This is a genomic window from Pseudoalteromonas sp. Scap03 (assembly GCF_013393115.1).
Lineage (GTDB): Bacteria > Pseudomonadota > Gammaproteobacteria > Enterobacterales > Alteromonadaceae > Pseudoalteromonas.
The window spans coordinates 2105560-2125531 of sequence record NZ_VDEU01000001.1 but is presented as its reverse complement, the minus strand read 5'-3'; the positions used below and the strand labels follow the sequence as shown (position 1 = coordinate 2125531).

Annotated in this window: 16 protein-coding genes and 8 tRNA genes; 4 read left to right on the top strand and 20 right to left on the bottom strand. The window is 40.6% G+C overall.

All coding sequences use genetic code 11. The annotated features are described in order from the left end of the window. Window positions 1–96 precede the first annotated feature (96 nt). The 4 genes from FHG08_RS09730 to FHG08_RS09715 all read right to left on the bottom strand — a co-directional run bounded on the left by FHG08_RS09730 (window position 97) and on the right by FHG08_RS09715 (window position 5856). Window positions 97–1158: an alkaline phosphatase D family protein gene (locus FHG08_RS09730; protein ID WP_178955693.1), complete on the bottom strand. Its 1062-nt coding sequence runs from the start codon at window positions 1156–1158 to the stop codon at window positions 97–99. Continuing rightward, a complete protein-coding gene (locus tag FHG08_RS09725; protein WP_178955692.1) occupies window positions 1155–2285 on the bottom strand; it encodes an alkaline phosphatase family protein in 1131 nt (376 codons plus the stop codon). The genes FHG08_RS09730 and FHG08_RS09725 overlap by 4 nt, the downstream gene beginning before the upstream one ends. Before the next feature lie 58 nt (window positions 2286–2343). Continuing rightward, complete coding sequence (locus FHG08_RS09720) at window positions 2344–4617, bottom strand: TonB-dependent receptor domain-containing protein (protein ID WP_178955689.1); 2274 nt, start codon at window positions 4615–4617, stop codon at window positions 2344–2346. Between the two features lie 195 nt (window positions 4618–4812). After that, entirely contained in the window at window positions 4813–5856 is a 1044-nt protein-coding gene (locus tag FHG08_RS09715) for an alkene reductase (protein ID WP_178955687.1), read from the bottom strand. Window positions 5857–6013: 157 nt separating this feature from the next. Here FHG08_RS09715 and FHG08_RS09710 point away from each other — a divergent pair, with 157 nt between their 5' ends. The 4 genes from FHG08_RS09710 to FHG08_RS09695 all read left to right on the top strand — a co-directional run bounded on the left by FHG08_RS09710 (window position 6014) and on the right by FHG08_RS09695 (window position 10727). Beyond that, a complete protein-coding gene (locus FHG08_RS09710; RefSeq protein WP_008109773.1) occupies window positions 6014–6592 on the top strand; it encodes a TetR/AcrR family transcriptional regulator in 579 nt (192 codons plus the stop codon). Between the two features lie 66 nt (window positions 6593–6658). Next, window positions 6659–7048 (top strand): DUF2750 domain-containing protein, encoded by a 390-nt coding sequence (locus tag FHG08_RS09705; RefSeq protein ID WP_138609064.1) that lies wholly within the window; start codon window positions 6659–6661, stop codon window positions 7046–7048. A gap of 586 nt (window positions 7049–7634) precedes the next feature. Next, the gene (locus FHG08_RS09700) at window positions 7635–8747 is read left to right on the top strand and encodes a methyl-accepting chemotaxis protein (RefSeq protein WP_138609272.1); all 1113 of its coding nucleotides are present in this window, start codon (window positions 7635–7637) and stop codon (window positions 8745–8747) included. A gap of 330 nt (window positions 8748–9077) precedes the next feature. After that, the gene (locus FHG08_RS09695) at window positions 9078–10727 is read left to right on the top strand and encodes a diguanylate cyclase (protein ID WP_178955685.1); all 1650 of its coding nucleotides are present in this window, start codon (window positions 9078–9080) and stop codon (window positions 10725–10727) included. A gap of 52 nt (window positions 10728–10779) precedes the next feature. Here FHG08_RS09695 and FHG08_RS09690 read toward each other — a convergent pair. The 16 genes from FHG08_RS09690 to ruvB all read right to left on the bottom strand — a co-directional run bounded on the left by FHG08_RS09690 (window position 10780) and on the right by ruvB (window position 19966). Continuing rightward, window positions 10780–10869, bottom strand: a tRNA-Ser gene (locus FHG08_RS09690). Between the two features lie 169 nt (window positions 10870–11038). After that, on the bottom strand, window positions 11039–12079 hold the full coding sequence (nadA, locus tag FHG08_RS09685; protein WP_008466811.1) for a quinolinate synthase NadA: 1041 nt from the start codon (window positions 12077–12079) through the stop codon (window positions 11039–11041). A gap of 147 nt (window positions 12080–12226) precedes the next feature. Further along, window positions 12227–12302, bottom strand: a tRNA-Lys gene (locus FHG08_RS09680). 65 nt (window positions 12303–12367) lie between these two features. Next, window positions 12368–12443 (bottom strand) — tRNA-Lys (locus tag FHG08_RS09675). A gap of 65 nt (window positions 12444–12508) precedes the next feature. After that, a tRNA-Lys gene (locus tag FHG08_RS09670) sits at window positions 12509–12584 on the bottom strand. 65 nt (window positions 12585–12649) lie between these two features. Continuing rightward, window positions 12650–12725: transfer RNA gene (locus FHG08_RS09665), tRNA-Lys, on the bottom strand. 65 nt (window positions 12726–12790) lie between these two features. After that, window positions 12791–12866, bottom strand: a tRNA-Lys gene (locus tag FHG08_RS09660). Between the two features lie 65 nt (window positions 12867–12931). Next, window positions 12932–13007: transfer RNA gene (locus FHG08_RS09655), tRNA-Lys, on the bottom strand. Between the two features lie 72 nt (window positions 13008–13079). Further along, a tRNA-Lys gene (locus tag FHG08_RS09650) sits at window positions 13080–13155 on the bottom strand. 171 nt (window positions 13156–13326) lie between these two features. Next, the gene (gene ybgF / locus FHG08_RS09645) at window positions 13327–14079 is read right to left on the bottom strand and encodes a tol-pal system protein YbgF (RefSeq protein WP_010392784.1); all 753 of its coding nucleotides are present in this window, start codon (window positions 14077–14079) and stop codon (window positions 13327–13329) included. Between the two features lie 13 nt (window positions 14080–14092). Continuing rightward, the gene (pal, locus tag FHG08_RS09640) at window positions 14093–14632 is read right to left on the bottom strand and encodes a peptidoglycan-associated lipoprotein Pal (RefSeq protein WP_138608874.1); all 540 of its coding nucleotides are present in this window, start codon (window positions 14630–14632) and stop codon (window positions 14093–14095) included. 35 nt (window positions 14633–14667) lie between these two features. Beyond that, complete coding sequence (tolB, locus tag FHG08_RS09635) at window positions 14668–16026, bottom strand: Tol-Pal system beta propeller repeat protein TolB (RefSeq protein WP_075169407.1); 1359 nt, start codon at window positions 16024–16026, stop codon at window positions 14668–14670. An 8-nt stretch (window positions 16027–16034) separates the two neighbouring features. Then, window positions 16035–16940 carry a cell envelope integrity protein TolA gene (gene tolA / locus FHG08_RS09630; RefSeq protein ID WP_138608872.1) on the bottom strand — a complete coding sequence of 302 codons (906 nt, stop codon included), beginning with the start codon at window positions 16938–16940 and terminating at the stop codon, window positions 16035–16037. A gap of 4 nt (window positions 16941–16944) precedes the next feature. Then, complete coding sequence (gene tolR / locus FHG08_RS09625; RefSeq protein ID WP_008114139.1) at window positions 16945–17376, bottom strand: protein TolR; 432 nt, start codon at window positions 17374–17376, stop codon at window positions 16945–16947. Beyond that, window positions 17363–18067, bottom strand: coding sequence for a protein TolQ (gene tolQ / locus FHG08_RS09620; RefSeq protein WP_008114137.1), 705 nt, complete (start codon window positions 18065–18067; stop codon window positions 17363–17365). Before tolQ ends, tolR begins: the two co-directional genes overlap by 14 nt. 891 nt (window positions 18068–18958) lie before the next feature. Then, window positions 18959–19966, bottom strand: coding sequence for a Holliday junction branch migration DNA helicase RuvB (ruvB, locus tag FHG08_RS09615; protein WP_178955684.1), 1008 nt, complete (start codon window positions 19964–19966; stop codon window positions 18959–18961). Window positions 19967–19972: the final 6 nt, after the last annotated feature.

The following is a 19972-nucleotide window of genomic DNA, read 5'->3' as shown; positions in this document are numbered from 1 at the left end:
CATTGGCGTTAATAAATCAGCAAGTTAGCCCGCCAATAGATGAACTTTTAAACGCACAGCTTGAACCGCAGTGCGTTTATTATTTAAATGGTGATGCTATTTATAAGGACAAATACTTGAAAGACTAAAGTCACTTTGCATAATAACCTGACCCTCAATGCCTTTAAGCTTTAATGAAATAGCAGGGTCGACTTGTTGCCAGTCTATGCTTAAATCACCATAGTTAACATTATGCGTGTAATCACCGACACGATGCTGGTTAGGGCTAACGTCTTTCCACTTTTCTGTCAGGCCTGAGCTGGTCATTTCAATAAGCGGGTAATCAAGGTTATGTTGATACCTTGAAATCTCGCCCCAGTGAGTATCGCCACTAATAATAATCACACCATTTACTTGGTGTTTTTTAATTAACGCAAATAAACGGTTTCGATCCTCAGGAAAATTTGCCCACGACTCCCAGCCGGTAAAATCTGGCAGTAACTGCAAGCTTGACGCTATTAGCTTTATTGCCGCTGGCTTTTTCAGCTCTTGCTCAAGCCATTGCCACTGTGCCTCCCCTAGCATTGACGCGCCTTTAACTTCAGTTGGACTGTACGGGCCTTGGTTATTTAGTTTACGCTTGGTGTAATACTCAAGCTCGCTAACAGAATTAAGTGTGTCACGATTAAAGCGTAAATCTGGCATGATCACCTGCACGGTTTGCTCGCCTTCGCCATACATGTACGAGGTATAAATACCATCAGCACGGGTACGGCGTTTTGAATTTGCCGGTTCTTGCCAAAAATCGAGCATGATTTGTCGCGATGCTTCCTTATGCGGATACTCTTTCCCCGCGTCATTTTGACCATAATCGTGATCATCCCACATGGCTATTATTGGTGTTTTTGCGCGTAGTGCTTTAAAGCCAGGCTTTGCCCCAAGGCGTTGGTATTTATTTTTAAGTACAGCCATGTCGTTAGTATCGCCATAAATGTTATCGCCTAAAAAAATAAATAAATCACTCTGCTCTTTGTTAATGGCGTTAAATATAGGAATGTCTTTATCTTGGTGCCCGCAAGAACCAAATAATATTTTAGACGGCGCAGCCATTGCTACACTGCTAATCACAATAGTCAGTGACAGTGCAGAATACTTAACGGTTTTTAGTAACTGTTTCATTTTAAAATCTCATTAATAGCCGGTGCCATATTAGGGTTAATTATGTGTGGGTTTTGCCCAAGTGCTTTTAAAACGGTGGCGGCAACTTGCGCTTGTTTAAGCTCGTTTTTAGTTTTAATTAAGCCGTTATTTTTAATTGCAGGGCCAATAGCTGCCAGCCAAATATGCTCAGAGCCAATAATTCCCTCAGGAAATGCCTTTTTACCCTGCTCCGAATTTGCTAATGCCCGTTTAGAGCTGTGATGTTGCCAATCGTTTGCGTAGCTGCCACGGCCGTGATCGGTAGTAACAATTAACGTAGTATTATTTTTATAACCTGCTGTGCTTTGAATGGTTTGCCATAAATCTTTTAAAAATGCATCGCTTTGTTTGGCCGACTTTAAGTAAGCATCGTAATGGCTATCGTGAGCAAAATCGTCAGTTTCTCCTAAGCTAATCACCAATAATCTTGGTTTTTTCGCCAGCATATAAGCTTTAGCAAATCGATAGGTAAAACTATCAAGCCGTACATTGTGCCATGGGCTGGGTATTTCTGTTTGTAGCGCATTAAGTAGCGCTGCGTCGGCAAATAAATCATCAGCAACGGGCATAAACCCCGCATTCACCTGCACCTTACTGCGCTGGGTATTTACAATGTAAGGAAACACATCCCAACTACCAAATAACGCGGTGCTGTTTTTAAATTCAGGCTGAGCGTTTAAACGCTCTAAAATAGTTTTATTTGGGTTGAATACCTTGTCGTTACTGTTGATATTTTCATCCACTTCGCCAGTGAGAATTTCGTTATACCCAGGGTATGAAAAATACCACGGATTACTCACCGACATAGTTGAGCCTTTAGCCCTATCGCCAATAATAACGCCTTGTTTTGCAATGGTTTGAGTTAAAAATGGCATTAACAACTGTTGACGCTGTTGCACACTTTCATGCCAAAATTGGCTCTTTAATAGCGCTGGTTGTTTAACAAAATCTTTATTATTAATCAGCTTGCTATCGGCACCATTAAAGACTTCTTGCCAGCGAACCCCATCTAAAGTTACCAACACCACATTTTGCGGTGCTGCCAAAACCGCCTGACTGTTAAGTAAAACCAAACCGATTATTAGTATTGTTACTATTGTTTGCATACACACCTCGTTTAATAAAAAGCCCATCAATGATGGGCTTAATTACGTTTATTACGTTTTAAAACGTGGCCGTTAACGTCACGGCTGCTGTGCGTGGGGCGCCAATAAAGTAAGTGCTTCCATTGCCTGTGCCGCCCGCTAGGTAGCTTTCATCAGTAATGTTGTAAACCACAAAAGCAATATCAACGGCTTTAAACGGGCCTGCGTTAACTTCGGCTGTATAACCTGCGTTTAAATCAACCACGGTGTAGCTATCTACATCGCCACGCTCGCCAGTGTATTTAGCCGATAAACCAAAGCGGAAATCACCGCTGTAATAATCGGTTGAAAGCACAAATAAATCATCTACTGAATCAATTACTTTGCCTCCTGCTTCAAAGCCTGGCGCATCGCCTTTGTATTCAGAGCTATTATTGGTGTATGAGCTATATACATTCCACTCATTATTAAGCATATAACTTGCTGACAGCTCTAAACCTGTCGATTCAATACCGCCCACATTTAGGTACGAGCCGTTAGTACCTATGGTGTAATCAATACCCCCCGTGTCGCTGCCTGGTGCGATAAAGGTAATACGGTTATCAAATTCAATTGAATAGGCCGTTGCCGTTAGCTTAAGTGCATTATTTTGATAGCGTACACCTAGATCAATATTTTCAGCGGTTTCTGGCTTAATAGCTGATAAGTCAGAGCTGTCGCGCTCAAGCACACCATCTTTAATGGCGGCAAAGTTTTCGCTATAGCTGGTAAATAACTCAGTATTACTATTTAGCTGATACAAAATGCCGCCACTAAATAGAAGGTCTGAATCACTGTTTACTTTAGCTGTGATGGCGTTTTGATAATGGTCATACTTTTCTATGTCTACTAAGTACTTTTTCACCCCTAGATTAAGGGTTAAGTCGCCAAATGCCATTGAGTCTTGGGCGTACCATTTGAGCGTATCGGTCTCAAAGGTGTTTTTATATTGCGTCCAATAAGGGGTGTTATCAAAATGATGATAAATACGCGCATCTATAACTTTATGCCAATCTCGTGACTCATCACGGTCGCTTTGCTCATACCAAAAACCGGCTTCAATATCGTGCATGCCAATGCTTGCTTGATAATTAGCAGTTACCCCTAAACGATCTTTATTATAATGTGTATGACGATAAGACATAACAGGCGTGGCATCAGCGTCGTAACATGAAGGGTTGAGCTCAGGGCCTGACTCCCACGGCCAATTTAAGCTAACCGTGCAACCTGCGTTGGGAGCAAGTGGGTTGCCATTACTATCTGTAAAGCCATAAGAGCCTGCGTTTGTACCACCTTCCGTGGTTGGGTTACCATTTTCATCTACAGGAGACGTTAAATAAGGAGGGATCCAATCACCTCGGCCTGAGTTTTTATGGTAATACGGGCTAACGGTTAACAATGAGATGGGTGAAATCGCGTATTCAAACTTTAAATACCCTAGAGTGTTTTCACGCAGCGTGCCCCAACCTTCTGCAAACATTTGGTCAAAGTGAGGAACGCCTGTCCAGTTCCATGTTAGTTGATCCCAATCTGGAGTTTGTTCAAATTGTGCCAAGCTCACGCTATTGTAGTTGGTTTCGCTTACATCGTCGTACGATAAACGCCCTGTAATAGTTAACTCATCAAGGGTGGTGACAAATTTCGCTTCAGCGTGTTGGTTATCTTTCCCGCCATTGCTGCCCGAGCCAATCCAACGGCTAGTATCGGTTTGCGAATAACTCACATACGCTTGAGTATTATCAAAAATGGTGCCTGTTTCGTGTTTAACGTAATAGCGACTTGCGTCATGGCTGCCTGAGGTGTATGCAAAAGTGGTGCTTTTTTCAAAGCTAGGCGCTTTACTTACAAAGTTAAAAGTACCGCCTAGCGCCTCTAACGAGGCAGATTTAATATCTGAGGTGCCCTGACCTACTTCCACGGTGACAAGATTTTCGCTATCTAGGTAACGATTCGCTTTAGCACCACCGCCATAATTAGAGCCGCCATTAGGAATGCCGTCTATCGTCATACCTAATTGCTGTTGGTTTGAGTCAATACTAAAACCACGCATGGTAATAGTTGTTGACCAATCGTCGCCGCCAAATGCGTCGCCTTCGTTTATGCTAATACCTGGCAAGTTATCAATTACCGATAACACACTCGATACCGAGCTTTGTTGCTCAAGCATGGCAGGTTCAATAACGTTGTTTGCATAACTGGTTGGTTTTGCAGTAACGGTTACTTCTTCTATCACGTTATCGTTAGCATAAGCTGAAGTTGATACCGCCATGGCCACAGCCATGCTCAAAATCGATTTATTTTTTAAAGCGTACATTCTTGTCCCGTTTGATTCTAATTATGAAAGGTAATTATGAAAGCGGGCACAGTCTATTTTTTAAATATGACAACGAGGGGGAACTTTATTGACAGCAAGATTAAACAATTATGAGTAAATTATGGCAAATAAATGTATAAAAAAAGACACTCACAGTTGTCCATGAGTGTCCTATCGTTTTTACTAAATTAGCTGCTATTTCAATTCAGCTAGCATTTCATCACTGTAAGCTGTGACTTCTTCGCCGTTTTTAATTTTGCTAATGTAATCTGGGTTAGCTATAAGCGGGCGACCAATAGCAATTAAATCAAATTTATTGTCGTTAATCGCTTGTTTCGCAGTTTCAAAACTATAACTACCTACACCCACTAAGGTACTTGCATAACCAGCTCGTAAAAACTCAGAGGTTGATTTACCTTCTAGTGAATCAAAACGCATGCTGTCGTCAAAAATACCGCCGTGTAAATAAGCTAACTTGCGGTTTTCAAGCTCTGGTAATAAGTAGTCAAATACTGCTTTATCGCGATTGTCTTCGCTCATATTAAAGTAGGCACCCGGTGTTAAACGCATAGCGGTACGCTCATTGCCTACAACATCAATAACTGCATCGGTTACTTCCAATGCAAAACGAGACATGTTTTCTGGTGTTTGCCCGTACTCGTCATCACGTTCATTTGCCGCATAATGTAAAAATTGATCAATTAAATAACCATTAGCACCGTGAATTTCTACGCCGTCAAAACCCGCTTCCATCGCATTTTCTGCGGCTTTAGCGTAGTCAGCCACTAAGCCTTTAATGTCGTCTGTAGTTACAGGCTTTGGCGTAACATAAGTGAGCTCGCGCATACGCGGTACTGAACCATCAACCCCTATTGCAGATGGCGCCAAAACATCACCACCAAAAAAGTGAGGGTGTGCTACACGGCCAACATGCCATAGTTGTGCAAACATTTTTCCGCCATTGGCATGTACTGCATCAGTGACTTTTTTCCAACCTTGAATTTGTTCGCTAGTGAAAAGCCCAGGTGTATTTGGATAACCTTGAGCATCAGCACGGATAATAATGGCTTCACTAATAATTAAGCCTACATCAGCACGGCGAGCGTAGTAATCAACCATGGCTTGTGTTGGCACTAAATTGTCATCTGCCATACAACGGGTCAATGGTGCCATAAGTACGCGGTTTTGCAGTTCTATGCTGTTATTTAATTTAAAAGGTGAAAGTAAGTCAATCGACATAATATTTATCCTTTGTTGAATGTACATTCAAGATAAGGTCACTTGAATGAATATTCAAGTATAATTTTGAAACTTTGTTTAAGATTGCGTAAACTGCCACCTAGGCCTAAGAAAAATAAATTTCTTCATTACTACTCTCTCCACTAAAAGAGTCATTATGAGAACTGCAGAATTTGATAAAGAGTTTGTACTACGCCAGGCTATGGCCATGTTTATGCTTCATGGCTATGCAAAAACCAGTATGCAAAAATTGACTCAAGCAACCCATTTACATCCGGGTTCTTTGTATGGAGCATTTGGTAATAAAAAAGGTATTTTTTTAGCCGCTACGGAGCAATACCAAACCGATCGCAATACACAATTTACGGCGCTGTTTGAGCACAGTAATTGTATTTTAGATACGCTGAAACAATACCTTAATATCATTGTGCAAGAATGTATTGACGGCGAAGCAACTAAAGTGTGCTTGCTTACAAAAAGCATTAGCGAGGTAGAGGGTAACGATCCACAAATTTGCCACGTATTACGTACTAATTTAACGGCGTACGAGCATGCCTTTGCGCAGCAATTACAAAAAGCGATAGATAACAAAGAAATTACCAATGGACGAAGTGCCATAGAACTAGCACGATTTTGTGTTATGGGTATTTATGGATTGCGCACTTATGCATTAACAAATCAAGACCCTGACGCACTAAACCAACTAGCCGACGAGCTGCTTGCAGCCATTAGCTAAACTTAATTTTAAAGCGCAGTATGTCGCTGCCTTTTGTATTCCCCCCACAGTGAGAGAGAGCCAAAAATGACCACTGACAATTTATCAAAGCAAGACGACGTAATTTTAGGTCTTGGCGCAAAAAAACGACTCGCATACATGTACGAAACTGTGCAACAGTTTAAGCAAGTGTGGATTTTAAACGATGACGACGGCTGCGTAATGCTCACTAACGAAGACGACGATTGCGTACCCGTATGGCCAACCCGTGAGTTTGCACAAGCATGGGCAACCGGTGAATGGGAAGGATGTACACCAAAAGCAATTCCAACAGCAGATTGGTTTAGCCGCTGGACGCCAGGCCTTGAAGAAGACGACTTACTAGTTGCCGTGTTCCCTACCGAAGAAGACGACGGCACAATTTTATTTCCTGATGAATTTCAAACGCAGTTGAATAAATCAATTAGAAAATATTAGGGCCTGTTAATCTTTTCAGATTAAAATTTGTTCAAGCTAGGGGCGATTTAATCGCGGCACAAGGGTTGTAACCTAGTAGGCTCGATAACTGCTCCTGCGTTATTCTACTGGCTTACATCCTAGTAAGAACAAGTCATAACCGAGCAAAACTTCCGCGTCCTGCACACGCCCCTTACCTACATCCATGTAGGCAACAAAGAATAAATAGCCCCTAGGCAGAACCCTTCGGGCAGCGCCTGTTTGGCATGGATACTGCGTTATCGCCTATTTATGGGGAATAAACCACATAGGCGCTGCCTTGCCTAAATACCAAACAGACTGCTGCAAATCCAACCTTGAAAGGTCAACAGACCCTAACCTCTAAAATAGTGACCATTTTAAATAAGTTTGTTATAAGCATGAAATGAAAAGTTTTTTACCAAAAAGTTATAAAGCATCTATTATTGTGTTGTAACTTACTCTTATAAAAATCGATTTGGGTGGACATTAATTCCAGCCCTGTTAAAAATCGAATTATGTAATCTATAATCAGGTAAATTTAATAAAAAATATAACGTTTATTTTCCGTGTTTAAATTGGGGTCTACATGCTGTTCAATTCAAAATATAAAAACAAAATTAACGAGTTAAATAACGAGTTAATGCAATTAAAAAAAGCCAATGAAAAACTTGAGGAGCAATTATTAGCAGTAAACAGCGAGAAATCACAACTAAACCACAATGAAATAGCAAACGATACGGCATTTGTAAAACAGCGTGAATTAAATACCTTATCATTGCAGTCATCTGATTTAATTAGTGATATCAGAGAAAGCTTAGCCTCAACTTCACATAAACTAATCAATGATATTACGTCATTTAAGTCATCCCAAGAATTACTTGATACAATTTTAGATATGTTAGCAACGACTTCATCGTCAACACATAATATCTCAAGAGATACAAAGTCCGCCTCTAAATCCGTTAAAGAATTGCAGTCAGTAACAATCGGCATTAATGATTTTGTAAACATAATTAAAGGGATTTCTGATCAAACAAATTTACTCGCACTTAATGCAGCCATTGAGGCAGCAAGAGCGGGAGAGCAAGGGCGAGGGTTTGCAGTCGTCGCAGATGAAGTGAGAACGCTTGCTCAACGCTCTTCTGAGGCATCTAACGAGATATCTAATTTAATAGATAAGGTTAATGAGCAAATGCAAAGCGTTGTAACTAACATTACTAACGTTAGCGAAGAAAGTGATGGCATTGCAAATAGCTCATTAGAAATTGATACTACTGCTAAAAAGGTGGTTGAACTATCACAAAATATGTATAGCGTTATTGTTAATTCAAGTGCGGATGCATTTATTCAAACAGTAAAAATGGACCATATTGTATGGAAATACGATATTTATAAAGTCATTTTAGGTCAATCAAACAAGACGGCAGAAGACTTTTCTGATCATACCATGTGCCGTTTAGGTCAATGGTACTATCAAGGTGAAGGTGCATTAAAATATTCAAGCATTAACGACTTCAAAGCATTAGAGAAACCACATGCAGATGTCCACAAAAATGGCTTTGCTGCTCTAGAAGCATTCCAATTAGGCGATCTCAATACTGCTGTTGAAAAAGTATCTCTTATGGAGCAAGCAAGCTTTAAAGTAGTCGATATACTTAGCGCGTTATCAGATAAAATTATGGAGCATAACTTTAAATAAAATAGTCATAAGTATCTCCTTTTGCATAGCGATTTATAATCATTCATCGCTATGAATATCAAATTCATGTAAATCAATCAGAAACTAATCACACGTCTACACGAGCGTAAACCTTAAAGAGTATTTTTGTCATAAATATTGCTCAATAGCCAAACTAGATAAATTATTAACCCTTTAATTAATCATTAACTATATTTTTATAATAACAGCTCACCGTTTAGTGATTAAAGTTAGTAACTATAAAGCAAGAATACGCTAAAGCGGTCATAGCAATAATTATTCTGTTAAAAATGCAGTACAATTTTTACCGGTAACTAACTTAGGTATTACATGCGGTACACTTTCAATTTTATATGTTGTTTACTATTTCAAACCATTAGTTTTAATGCTTTTGCTGTAGCATTAAATCAAAATGACAGCTTACAACTAAAGTCAGCTATGTGGCATCAAGTAGATTTAGCTAAACCAACCCAAGGTGAGCAACTCATTAATGCTTATAACAATGTAAGTACTCCCGTCACTTCGCTGTATAGTGCCCATGGCAGTGCAATAGCAAAAATCAGTTTAACCACAGAGAGCGCAGGTCGCTGGTATATAATCCCCCAAATTAATTATTTAGATAGTGGCGTTGCTTTTTATCAAGATACTAGTGGGATCAGAAAAGTCGCTGATTTTTCGCAAGATAGTGCCAGCCCATCAGCCATTGTAATGCACAGCCGAGCTTTTGAATTACAACTAGAAGCTAATTCACACGGTGTTTTATGGCTTTATGTTAATGCTAAACACTTTGCTAAACCTGTCAGCATTAATGTTATTCCTCAATCTAGGTTTATTAAACTTCAGTTTTATATCAATTCATTAAGCTTAGTGTCTATTACTATAATGCTGACCTTGGCTTGCATGGCCTTGATCATGTTTTTTAAAACACGACATCGCGTGGCATTATTTTGTGCAGGTTATATAGGATTACACGGCATTGGTTGGGCATTCGCCGCGGGGGTAGTTGCGTTACTTTTTAATTACCACGCAATTAACACCCATTACTTTGGCATGTATATTTTTGCCTTTGCTATTGCTTGTGCCAGTTCATTTGCCTATTACTTATTTAACTTTGACCAACATACCCGCACTGGTATTAGCCGATTTTTAAAATACTTCTCCATAACCGCACTTGCCTGTGGTTTTTTAAACCCCTTTTTACCCTTTCATTGGGTGTTTTATTTAGCTCATTTCCTTGCTGCCATTTGGGTGTATTTAAGCTTAAAACTGGGCTTTACAATGCTGGGGATGAAAGACTTTAGAGCGAAATATTTTTTAACTGGCAACCTTGTTTATAGCTTGTCCTTAGTTATTTTTATTTTATCGCACCTAAATTTAATAGAAATAAGTTCACCTGAATTATGGGTACTTATTGCTCTGGCCATTGATTGTATCTGTATTTTACTTTCTTTATCTGAATGGCTAAAAATAAAGCAAAATAATTTTATAAAAGCGCTAGAGCTATCACGCATAGACCCACTCACCAAAGTAGGAAACCGGCTGCAATTACAAGAAAAGCTCGATAACTTAGATAATTTTTATCTCATTGTGTTTATAGATTGCGACAATATTAAAAGCGTTAACGATCACCTAGGTCATGCTCACGGTGACAAGCTACTCATTGAGGTTACGCGGTTAATACAAAATGCGTTAGCCGACAAAGGCGAGGTATGCAGAACCGGCGGTGATGAGTTTATTTGTGTGTGTAACGTTCAGTCAGCACAACAGCTCGCCCAACTCACCCTGAGCATCAACGAGTCGTTAAACTATATTCATCAACAAGTTCAAAAACATTGGCCGTTATCAGGCGTGAGCTATGGCTTAGCTAGTAGTGAGGAATGTAATGACTACAAAGCCTGCTTAACCCTAGCCGACCAACGAATGTATACATTAAAACATCAGCGTAAAAACAAACGCCAAGTACAAAGCCAACACGCTTAACTTTATTACAGGCACAAAAAAGGACGCCCTGAGACGTCCTAATATAGAATAATGGTGGAGAGAGAGGGATTCGAACCCTCGTTAGGGATTAACCTAAACACACTTTCCAGGCGTGCGCCTTCAGCCACTCAGCCATCTCTCCACAATGTTGCTTTGCAACAGCGCGCTATAGTATGAAATACACTTGCTTGGTGCAAGGCCTTTTTAACATCATGCTTTTAACTGCTCAATAATCAAACTAACTACTCATAAGCAAATAAAAAGGCGATACCTGAGTATCGCCTTTATCTAATGCATTATATTGCTATTTATTATTTTGCCATATTGGCTGTAAAATCTAGCATGCGATTTAATGATTTAAGTGCGCCTTCACGCAAATCCATATCAACAAACACTTCTTTACCGCTAGCATCAATCAGTGCTTCCTCAATCGCTTGTAAGCCGTTCATTGCCATCCAAGGGCAGTGAGCGCAAGTTTTACATGTAGCGCCGCTACCAGCCGTTGGCGCTTCAAAAAACTCTTTATCTGGGCATAGTTGCTGCATTTTATAAAAGATACCGCGATCGGTCGCCACAATAAACTTTTTATTCGGCATAGTTTGCGCTGCTTTAATAAGCTGGCTAGTAGAGCCAACAGCATCAGCGAGTTCAACAATTTCAGCCGGTGATTCTGGATGCACCAATACGCCTGCATCTGGATGCAAGACTTTAAAGTCTTTTAGCGCTTTGGTTTTGAACTCATCATGTACAATACATGCGCCGTTCCACATGATCATATCGGCGCCAGTATTCTTTTGAATATAACTGCCTAAATGCTTATCTGGGCCCCAAATGATTTTTTCGCCTTGCTCATCTAAGTGCTCTACTATTTCAAGTGCACACGATGAGGTAACTATCCAATCAGCACGCGCTTTAACCGCGGTAGAAGTGTTAGCATACACTACCACTTTACGGTCTGGGTGTTGATCACAAAACGCTGAAAACTCATCCACTGGGCAACCAATATCTAATGAACAAGTCGCTTCAAGTGTAGGCATCACCACAGTTTTGTTAGGGGTTAAAATTTTAGCAGTCTCACCCATAAAACGTACACCCGCGACGATGATCATATCGGCTTCATGGCGAGCGCCAAAACGCGCCATTTCGAGTGAATCGGCTACACAGCCGCCCGTTTCTTCAGCAAGTGCTTGAATTTCAGGATCAGTGTAATAATGAGCAACAAGTACCGCGTTTTTCTCTTGCAGTAATTGTTTTATACGCGCTTTATATTCGCCTTTTTCGTCTTGTGTTAACGGTGCCGGCTTAGGAGGGAAAATATAACCTTCAGGCATAATAGTTTGAGCTAAACTCATGTTCTCGACCACTTTATTTACAGTGCAATTAATAGCGCAAATTATACGAGAAACGAACGCTAAATAATAGCAATCTAGTCAGGCAGTTTATAAATAAAAATAAGGGAGATACTAAGAAATATATTATACGGAGAAGTGTACCAGAAGTGGTGGGTCATGATGGACTTGAACCATCGACCAATGGATTAAAAGTCCACTGCTCTACCAACTGAGCTAATGACCCGCTCTGGTTTACTTATAAAAAGTAAGGCTGCGTAAATCCGCCGATTATAACCACTCAATAAAGAATGGTGGGTCATGATGGACTTGAACCATCGACCAATGGATTAAAAGTCCACTGCTCTACCAACTGAGCTAATGACCCGCTCTGGTTTACTTATAAAAAGTAAGGCTGCGTAAATCCGCCGATTATAACCACTCAATAAAGAATGGTGGGTCATGATGGACTTGAACCATCGACCAATGGATTAAAAGTCCACTGCTCTACCAACTGAGCTAATGACCCGCTCTGGTTTACTTATAAAAAGTAAGGCTGCGTAAATCCGCCGATTATAACCACTCAATAAAGAATGGTGGGTCATGATGGACTTGAACCATCGACCAATGGATTAAAAGTCCACTGCTCTACCAACTGAGCTAATGACCCGCTCTGGTTTACTTATAAAAAGTAAGGCTGCGTAAATCCGCCGATTATAACCACTCAATAAAGAATGGTGGGTCATGATGGACTTGAACCATCGACCAATGGATTAAAAGTCCACTGCTCTACCAACTGAGCTAATGACCCGCTCTGGTTTACTTATAAAAAGTAAGGCTGCGTAAATCCGCCGATTATAACCATTCAGTAAAGAATGGTGGGTCATGATGGACTTGAACCATCGACCAATGGATTAAAAGTCCACTGCTCTACCAACTGAGCTAATGACCCGCTCTGGTTTACTTATAAAAAGTAAGGCTGCGTAAATCCGCCGATTATAACCACTTTATTAACAATAAAGAATGGTGGGTCATGATGGACTTGAACCATCGACCAATGGATTAAAAGTCCACTGCTCTACCAACTGAGCTAATGACCCGCTCTTTTTGTCGCATTTCGAGTGGGGTTACCATTCGTTTGCTGCGGGCGCTTATAATACTTATTTATAAAATGAGTGCAACCGAAATTGTCTCTTTTTTTAAGTTTTTATGTCTAGTTGAGCAAATTTAGACCGCTTATGACAAAAAGCAGTCTAATCAAGCATCAACATTTATTTTGATAAGCGATCTGTGGCTAGTTTAGCAGCAGTTGTACTTGGGTACTGATTGATTAGCTCATTCAGTATTTTTTGCGCTTCAGCCTTTAACCCTTGCTCTTGTAAAAGTGTACCAAGCTTTAACATTGCATCTGGGCGCTTATTTGAGTTTGGAAATTCGTTAACAACTACTTTGAAATGCTCGGCTGCTTTTACACCGTCATTTTTAATCGTTAATAATTGCCCAAGCCAATAATGTGCGTTTGAGGTGTACACTGAATTTGGATACGTTGTTAAGAACGCTTGAAATTCTGGAATAGCTTGGTCATAGCGCTTATCTTTCATTATAAGCGCAACAGCACGCTCGTACGCTTCGTTTTCAGATAAATCACTGCTGTAGCTCTGATCGCTACCTGGTTGCGTGTAGTCTGTTGTAGGCGCTGGAGTAGCCGGCTTAGCATATGCTTGGCTAACACGGTTTTCTATTTCTTGATAAAGCTCGCGCTGGCGCTGCAATACCTTTTCAAGTTTATAGCTTTGCTCTTCGGTAACACCGCGAATTTGACTCACTTCATCTTGCAGTAAGTTAAGCTGTTGCTGTAACTCTACTTGTAAGAAATTACGTTGTTGCATCATGCTTTCAAGGGTTGCTAAACGCTTTTCAATGCTCGACTGTGAACTTGCAGCTTCTGAAACAGGAGCGGGAGCAGCCATTAACTGGGTGCTCCCGCTCAATATCATGGCTGCCAAAATAATTTTCGGCTTCATAATATCTCTTATCTTAGTAAACTAGTACCGCACGGCGGTTTTTAGCGAAAGCTTCTTCAGTGCGAGATTTAACCATTGGCTTCTCTTCACCGTAGCTAACTACTGACATTTGGCTTGCAGAAACACCTAAGCTTTGTAGGTATTTTTCAACTGCTTGTCCACGGTGCTCACCAAGTGCAATGTTGTACTCTGGCGTACCGCGCTCATCTGCGTGGCCTTCGATTAATACTTTAACAGAAGGATTTTTAACTAAAAACTCAGCGTGTGCACGAAGTAGCTCGCCGTATTGACCTTGAATCGTTGCAGTGTCAAAACCAAAGTAAATGATTTGCTCTTGACGAAGCGCTTCGTACTTTTGACGAAGTTGCTCTTCAGCTTGTTGCTCTGGCGTCATTGTTGCTACTTCAACTGTATCAGTTGTTGTTTGCTCAACAGTTGCTTGGTTAGACTGGTTGGCTGCATTTTCATCGATATCTGAAGATGAGCTACAAGCTGCTAGTGTCATTACTGGCACAGCAATTAGCAGGCCTTTAAGTATTTTGTTAAGTTGCATTGAGTAGATTCCTATTTTGAGTAAACCAGCAATTATTACTGTAAATATGGCGACCAAGCCGGTGCCTTCACTTGTCCATCAAGCACAGGTAAGCGTGCTTTAAAACGGCCGTCCATCGATACTAGCGCAAGTACCTGTTTATTATTATGGAGCGTGCTGTATATAATCATCGAGCCATTTGGCGCTATGCTCGGCGATTCATCAAGGCGAGTTCGAGTTAAAACTTGGAACGCACCTGTAGCCAACTCTTTCTTAGCAAGATGATACTGTCCGTTAGTACGGTTTACCATCACTAATTCTTTCCCGTCTGGTGAAATAGAACCCGCTAGGTTCATGTCACCGTCAAAGGTTAATCTTTGAGATCTGCCAGTTTTTAAATTTAACTTATAAATCTGAGCATTACCACCCCTTTCCGACGTAAATACTATATCTTGACCATTTGGGTACCACGAAGGTTCGGTATCTATACTACGATGGCGTGTTAATCGGGTCTCTTTACGCGTTAGTAAGTCTAATAAGTAAACCTCAGTTGCACCAGTTTTATCTTTTGATAGCACTAACAGTAGCTTTTTACCGTCTGGCGAGAACTGCGGCGCACCGTTAATTCCTTTATAGCTGGTGATCAGTTCACGTTTACCGGTATAAATGTCTTGAATAAAAATTTGGCTCTGGCGATTTTCAAACGTTACATACGCTAATTTAGTACCATCAGGCGACCATACTGGCGACATTAATGGCTCTTTTGAGCGCAATAACACTTGTTCATTAAAGCCATCGTAGTCAGCAACCACTAACTGATAAGGCTTTTCGTCAGTATCACGAACAATAACATAGGCTATTTTAGTTAAAAACGCGCCCTTTTCACCGGTTAGTTTTTCATAAATTACATCACTGATGCGGTGCGAGTAACGGCGAAAGCCGGTTTCACCGATCACGCTTTGGCGCGCTTCTAAGATATGGTCTTGGCTTTGAACCAGCTTACCGTTGCTCATCATTTGTGTTTCACCGCCAGTGATTTGGCCGCGAATAACATCAACCAACTCATAACGCACTAAATAGCGTCCATTGGTTTGCTGCTCTACTTCACCAACCAATACAGCTTCTACACCTTGATTTACCCAAGCACCGTAATCAATATCAGCATCTTTGTGAGGCTGTTGTGGCATTTGAGACACACTCACAGGCTTAAACTTACCGCTGCGCATTAAATCGGCAGCAATTACATCACTTAGCTGCTGTGGAATAGGACCAATACCTTGGTATTTAAATGGCACAATCGCAATCGGTCTTGCGCCGTCAATACCTTCAGTAATAACAATTTCAAGTGCCGCATGTGCAACACCCTGAAATCCTAATATTAAAACTAAACAGGCTATTTTAATTTTGTTAAACATGTCATCCCTTAAAACTCTGGCGCGATGGTTATATTAATATTCTTTAGTTGCTCGAATACGTCTTTATCTTTAGATACCGGTAATGTGTCGGCCATGCGAACAGCTCTTAATGCAGCCTCACATACTAACTTATCACCGCCTAACGATTTAACTTGTGTTACCAGCCCATTAAATCCAAGACGGATGTTAATGCGGCATTGCTGGTTTTTCATTTTTTCATCAATTAATAAGTTTTGTTGAATACGCGCCATAATTAATGCGCGGAATTTATCAACTTCACTCACTACTTGCTGTTGACGTATTTTATTACGTGCCGCCTGCTCTTTGGCAAGCTGCTCTTGCAGCATTTGTTCTTGCAATGCTTGCTGACGTTTACGTTCTGCTTCTTCAGCGCGCTTTTTACGCTCTTGTTCGGCTTTTTTAAGTGCCGCTTCTTCCGCTTTGCGTTTATCGGCAGCCGCTTTTGCTGCGTTTTCAGCTTCTTGCTTTTGCTTTTCGGCTTGCTTCGCTTTTGCTCGCTCGCGTTGTTCTATTTCACGGGCTTTTTTAGCTTGTGCTTGCGCCTCTGCGGTTTCTTTTTCTTTCGCTTTGCGCTGCTGTTCAAGCTTTTTAATGCGTCTTGCTTCAGCTTCACGCTGTTTACGTGCATCGGCAGCTCTGCGTTCTAAATCTCGAATGCGTTTATCTTCAGCACGCTTTTTATCATCTTCTTTCTTTTTAAGCTCAGCTATTTTTTGCTCAACTTGCTTTTGATCAACCGTAACCGCTGAAACCGCTTTCTCTGGTTCAGGAATAGCCGCATTAAGCGTCACTTCCATTACTTTAGGTTTAGGAGGATGAATGTTTGCTGATGCATACAAAAACCCGCCTAACGCTAAATGCAGCAATACTGATTTAATTAATGAACTACTCATACAGTTACTTGGTCCCCTCAAAGGATTCGGTCATTAATCCTACCGACGGTACACCTGCATTTTTTAAAAAGTCCATTAACAGTAACACTTCCTGATACGACACTTTACCCGAGCCTTTGATCATCACAGGCACATCTGGGTTTTTCATTAGTTGTAGCTTAATTACTGCGGCTACATCTAATGCTTCCATCGGCTCCTCAGGATCGGTACCGACACTCACATAATACTTACCATCGGCATCAATAGAAGCAATAATGGGTGGCGTGTCTTTGGTATCGACTAAGTCCGACTCTTCCATTTTTGGCAGGTCTACTTTTACACCATGAGTAATTAACGGCGCAGTGGCCATAAATATAATAAGCAGCACCAACATTACATCAATGTATGGTACTACATTAATTTCTGCGACTGGGCGACGCTTTTTACGCTGGTACATTCGCTTGAGCCTCTATTTGGGTAGCTGCTTGACGGTGTAAGATATTGGCAAATTCTTCCATAAAGTTAATATAGTGAGATTCTAACTTTTCAACTTTGTTAGCAAAGCGGTTGTAAGCAATAACGGCTGGAATTGCCGCAAATAAACCCATTGCTGTAGCAATTAGTGCCTCTGCTATACCAGGAGCAACCATTTGTAAGGTCGCTTGCTTTACCTCACCTAAGGCAATAAAGGCATTCATAATACCCCACACCGTACCAAATAAGCCGATGTAAGGGCTAATTGAACCGACCGTTGCTAAAAACGATAGGCTTGATTCTAGTTTTTCTATTTCGCGAGAAAGCGCAACCCGCATTGAACGGTGTGTGCCTTCCATTACAATGCCCGCACTTTGAAAAGTATTTTTTTTATGACGTGCAAACTCTTTAAAGCCTGAGGTAAATAACGCCTCAATACCAGCAGACTGGCCACCGCGAGAAGAGATTTCGTTATATAGTTTACTTAGGTCAACACCAGACCAAAAACGTTGCTCAAATTTTTTGGCATTTGCTAAGGCGTCAGAGATGGCTTTTTTACGTTGAAAAATAATAGCCCATGACATAACCGACATAGCAACCAACGCTAGCATTACTAATTGCACAAGCAAACTGGCTTCTAGAATTAGATCTAAAAAATTAAGCCCTGATCCCACGTTAAACTCCTAAATAATTAAAAACATCAAATTGATTTATTTGAGTAAGGTAACTTAGCAATACATTAGCCACCATTAAAGTTTTGCTAGTGTATCTAGTGTATTTACTGCTGACAACGATATTGCTGTGAATAGACAACAAAAAACGTTAAAAAAAACAGCTTTACTCAATATTTACTACTTAACTCTTGTTCTACTGTATAAATAAATAACAACAAAGCTTTATGGAAGCGCGCTTAGTTTCACTAAAGAGTGACAAAATGCGCTGTTTATTCAAAATTAATGCATAAGCACTCATAACCAGCACATGCTTACCTTAACGTAATAGTAAAACTAATACCGAACGTTAATATGTTAATATACATAAACAAAGCATTTCATTAACTTATAGAATTAATGATTAATTAACATGCAACAATAAGCAAAAACAAAAAACCGCTGCTATTAGTTTTTTTAATCTGAAAATATAAATTTTCTAGTTTGAACAAATTGTGTCGCTTCGGTATTATTCTCCCATACCGAGCTAGCGCATTAAATGAAAGCTATTTCATTGAATCCAGTTCTTCGTAATATGATTTATTTCGTATTACTTTTTTACTTCTTGGGGTATGACCTCAACAAGTAAAACGTAGTTCCCTAGATTACTTCCTTAAACTTGTTGTTTGCCCGCATTATTTGCGGGCTTTTTTTTGCCCACAATTTATCAAACCATCTCAACTCGGGCTAAATAAGCAGTCGAACAATAGCCTGGTATGTCTTAACGCTCTGTGAATTATTGGCAAAGTAAAATACGTAATGTTTGCTCATACAAAAAAGCCACTGTCGTTAAAAAGACAATGGCTTTAGTATTTAACCTAAACTCTGGATAATAAATCTATCTCAGGCTGCTAATTAGTCTTGCTTGGGAAGTAAACCAAAATGATGATACGCATTATCCGACACAATTCGTCCGCGAGGCGTGCGCTGAATAAACCCTTGTTGAATTAAAAACGGTTCAATCACATCTTCTATGGTTTCTTTTTCTTCGCCTATGGCAGCGGCTAGGTTGTCAAGGCCAACCGGGCCACCCATAAATTTTTCGATGATGGCGAGTAAATATTTACGGTCCATGTAATCAAAGCCGCTTTTATCAACATCAATCATATCGAGGGCTTGTTGAGCAACCTCGGCATTAACCGTACCATCTGATTTAACTTGGGTGTAATCGCGCACGCGACGCAATAAACGGTTTGCTATACGCGGTGTGCCACGAGAGCGCTTGGCAATTTCAGCTGCGCCATCGTCACACATTTCTAAATCAAGGTAATGCGCTGAGCGCCCCACTATATGCGACAAATCCTCAACAGAATAAAACTCTAAACGCTGTACAATACCAAAGCGATCACGCAGTGGTGAGGTTAATGAGCCCGCACGCGTGGTTGCGCCAATTAAGGTAAATGCAGGTAAATCAAGCTTAATAGAGCGTGCTGCAGGCCCCTCACCTATCATTATATCGAGTTGGTAATCTTCCATTGCAGGGTAAAGTATTTCTTCTACTTGTGGGCTTAAGCGGTGAATTTCATCAATAAACAGTACATCACCTTCTTCAAGATTAGTAAGCAATGCAGCTAAATCGCCGGCTTTTTCAAGTACAGGGCCCGAGGTCGTTTTAATATTTACGCTTAATTCATTTGCTACAATATTAGCAAGCGTGGTTTTACCTAAGCCTGGCGGGCCAAATATTAATAAATGATCCAACGCTTCACTGCGGCTACGCGCAGCTTCAATAAATATTTCCATTTGTTGCTTAACATGCGGCTGACCACGATAATCGGCCAGTAACTTAGGCCTAATAGCACGATCTATGGTGTCTTCATTGGTTTTTTCAGCAGCATCTATTAAGCGATCAGCTTCGATCATAATTTA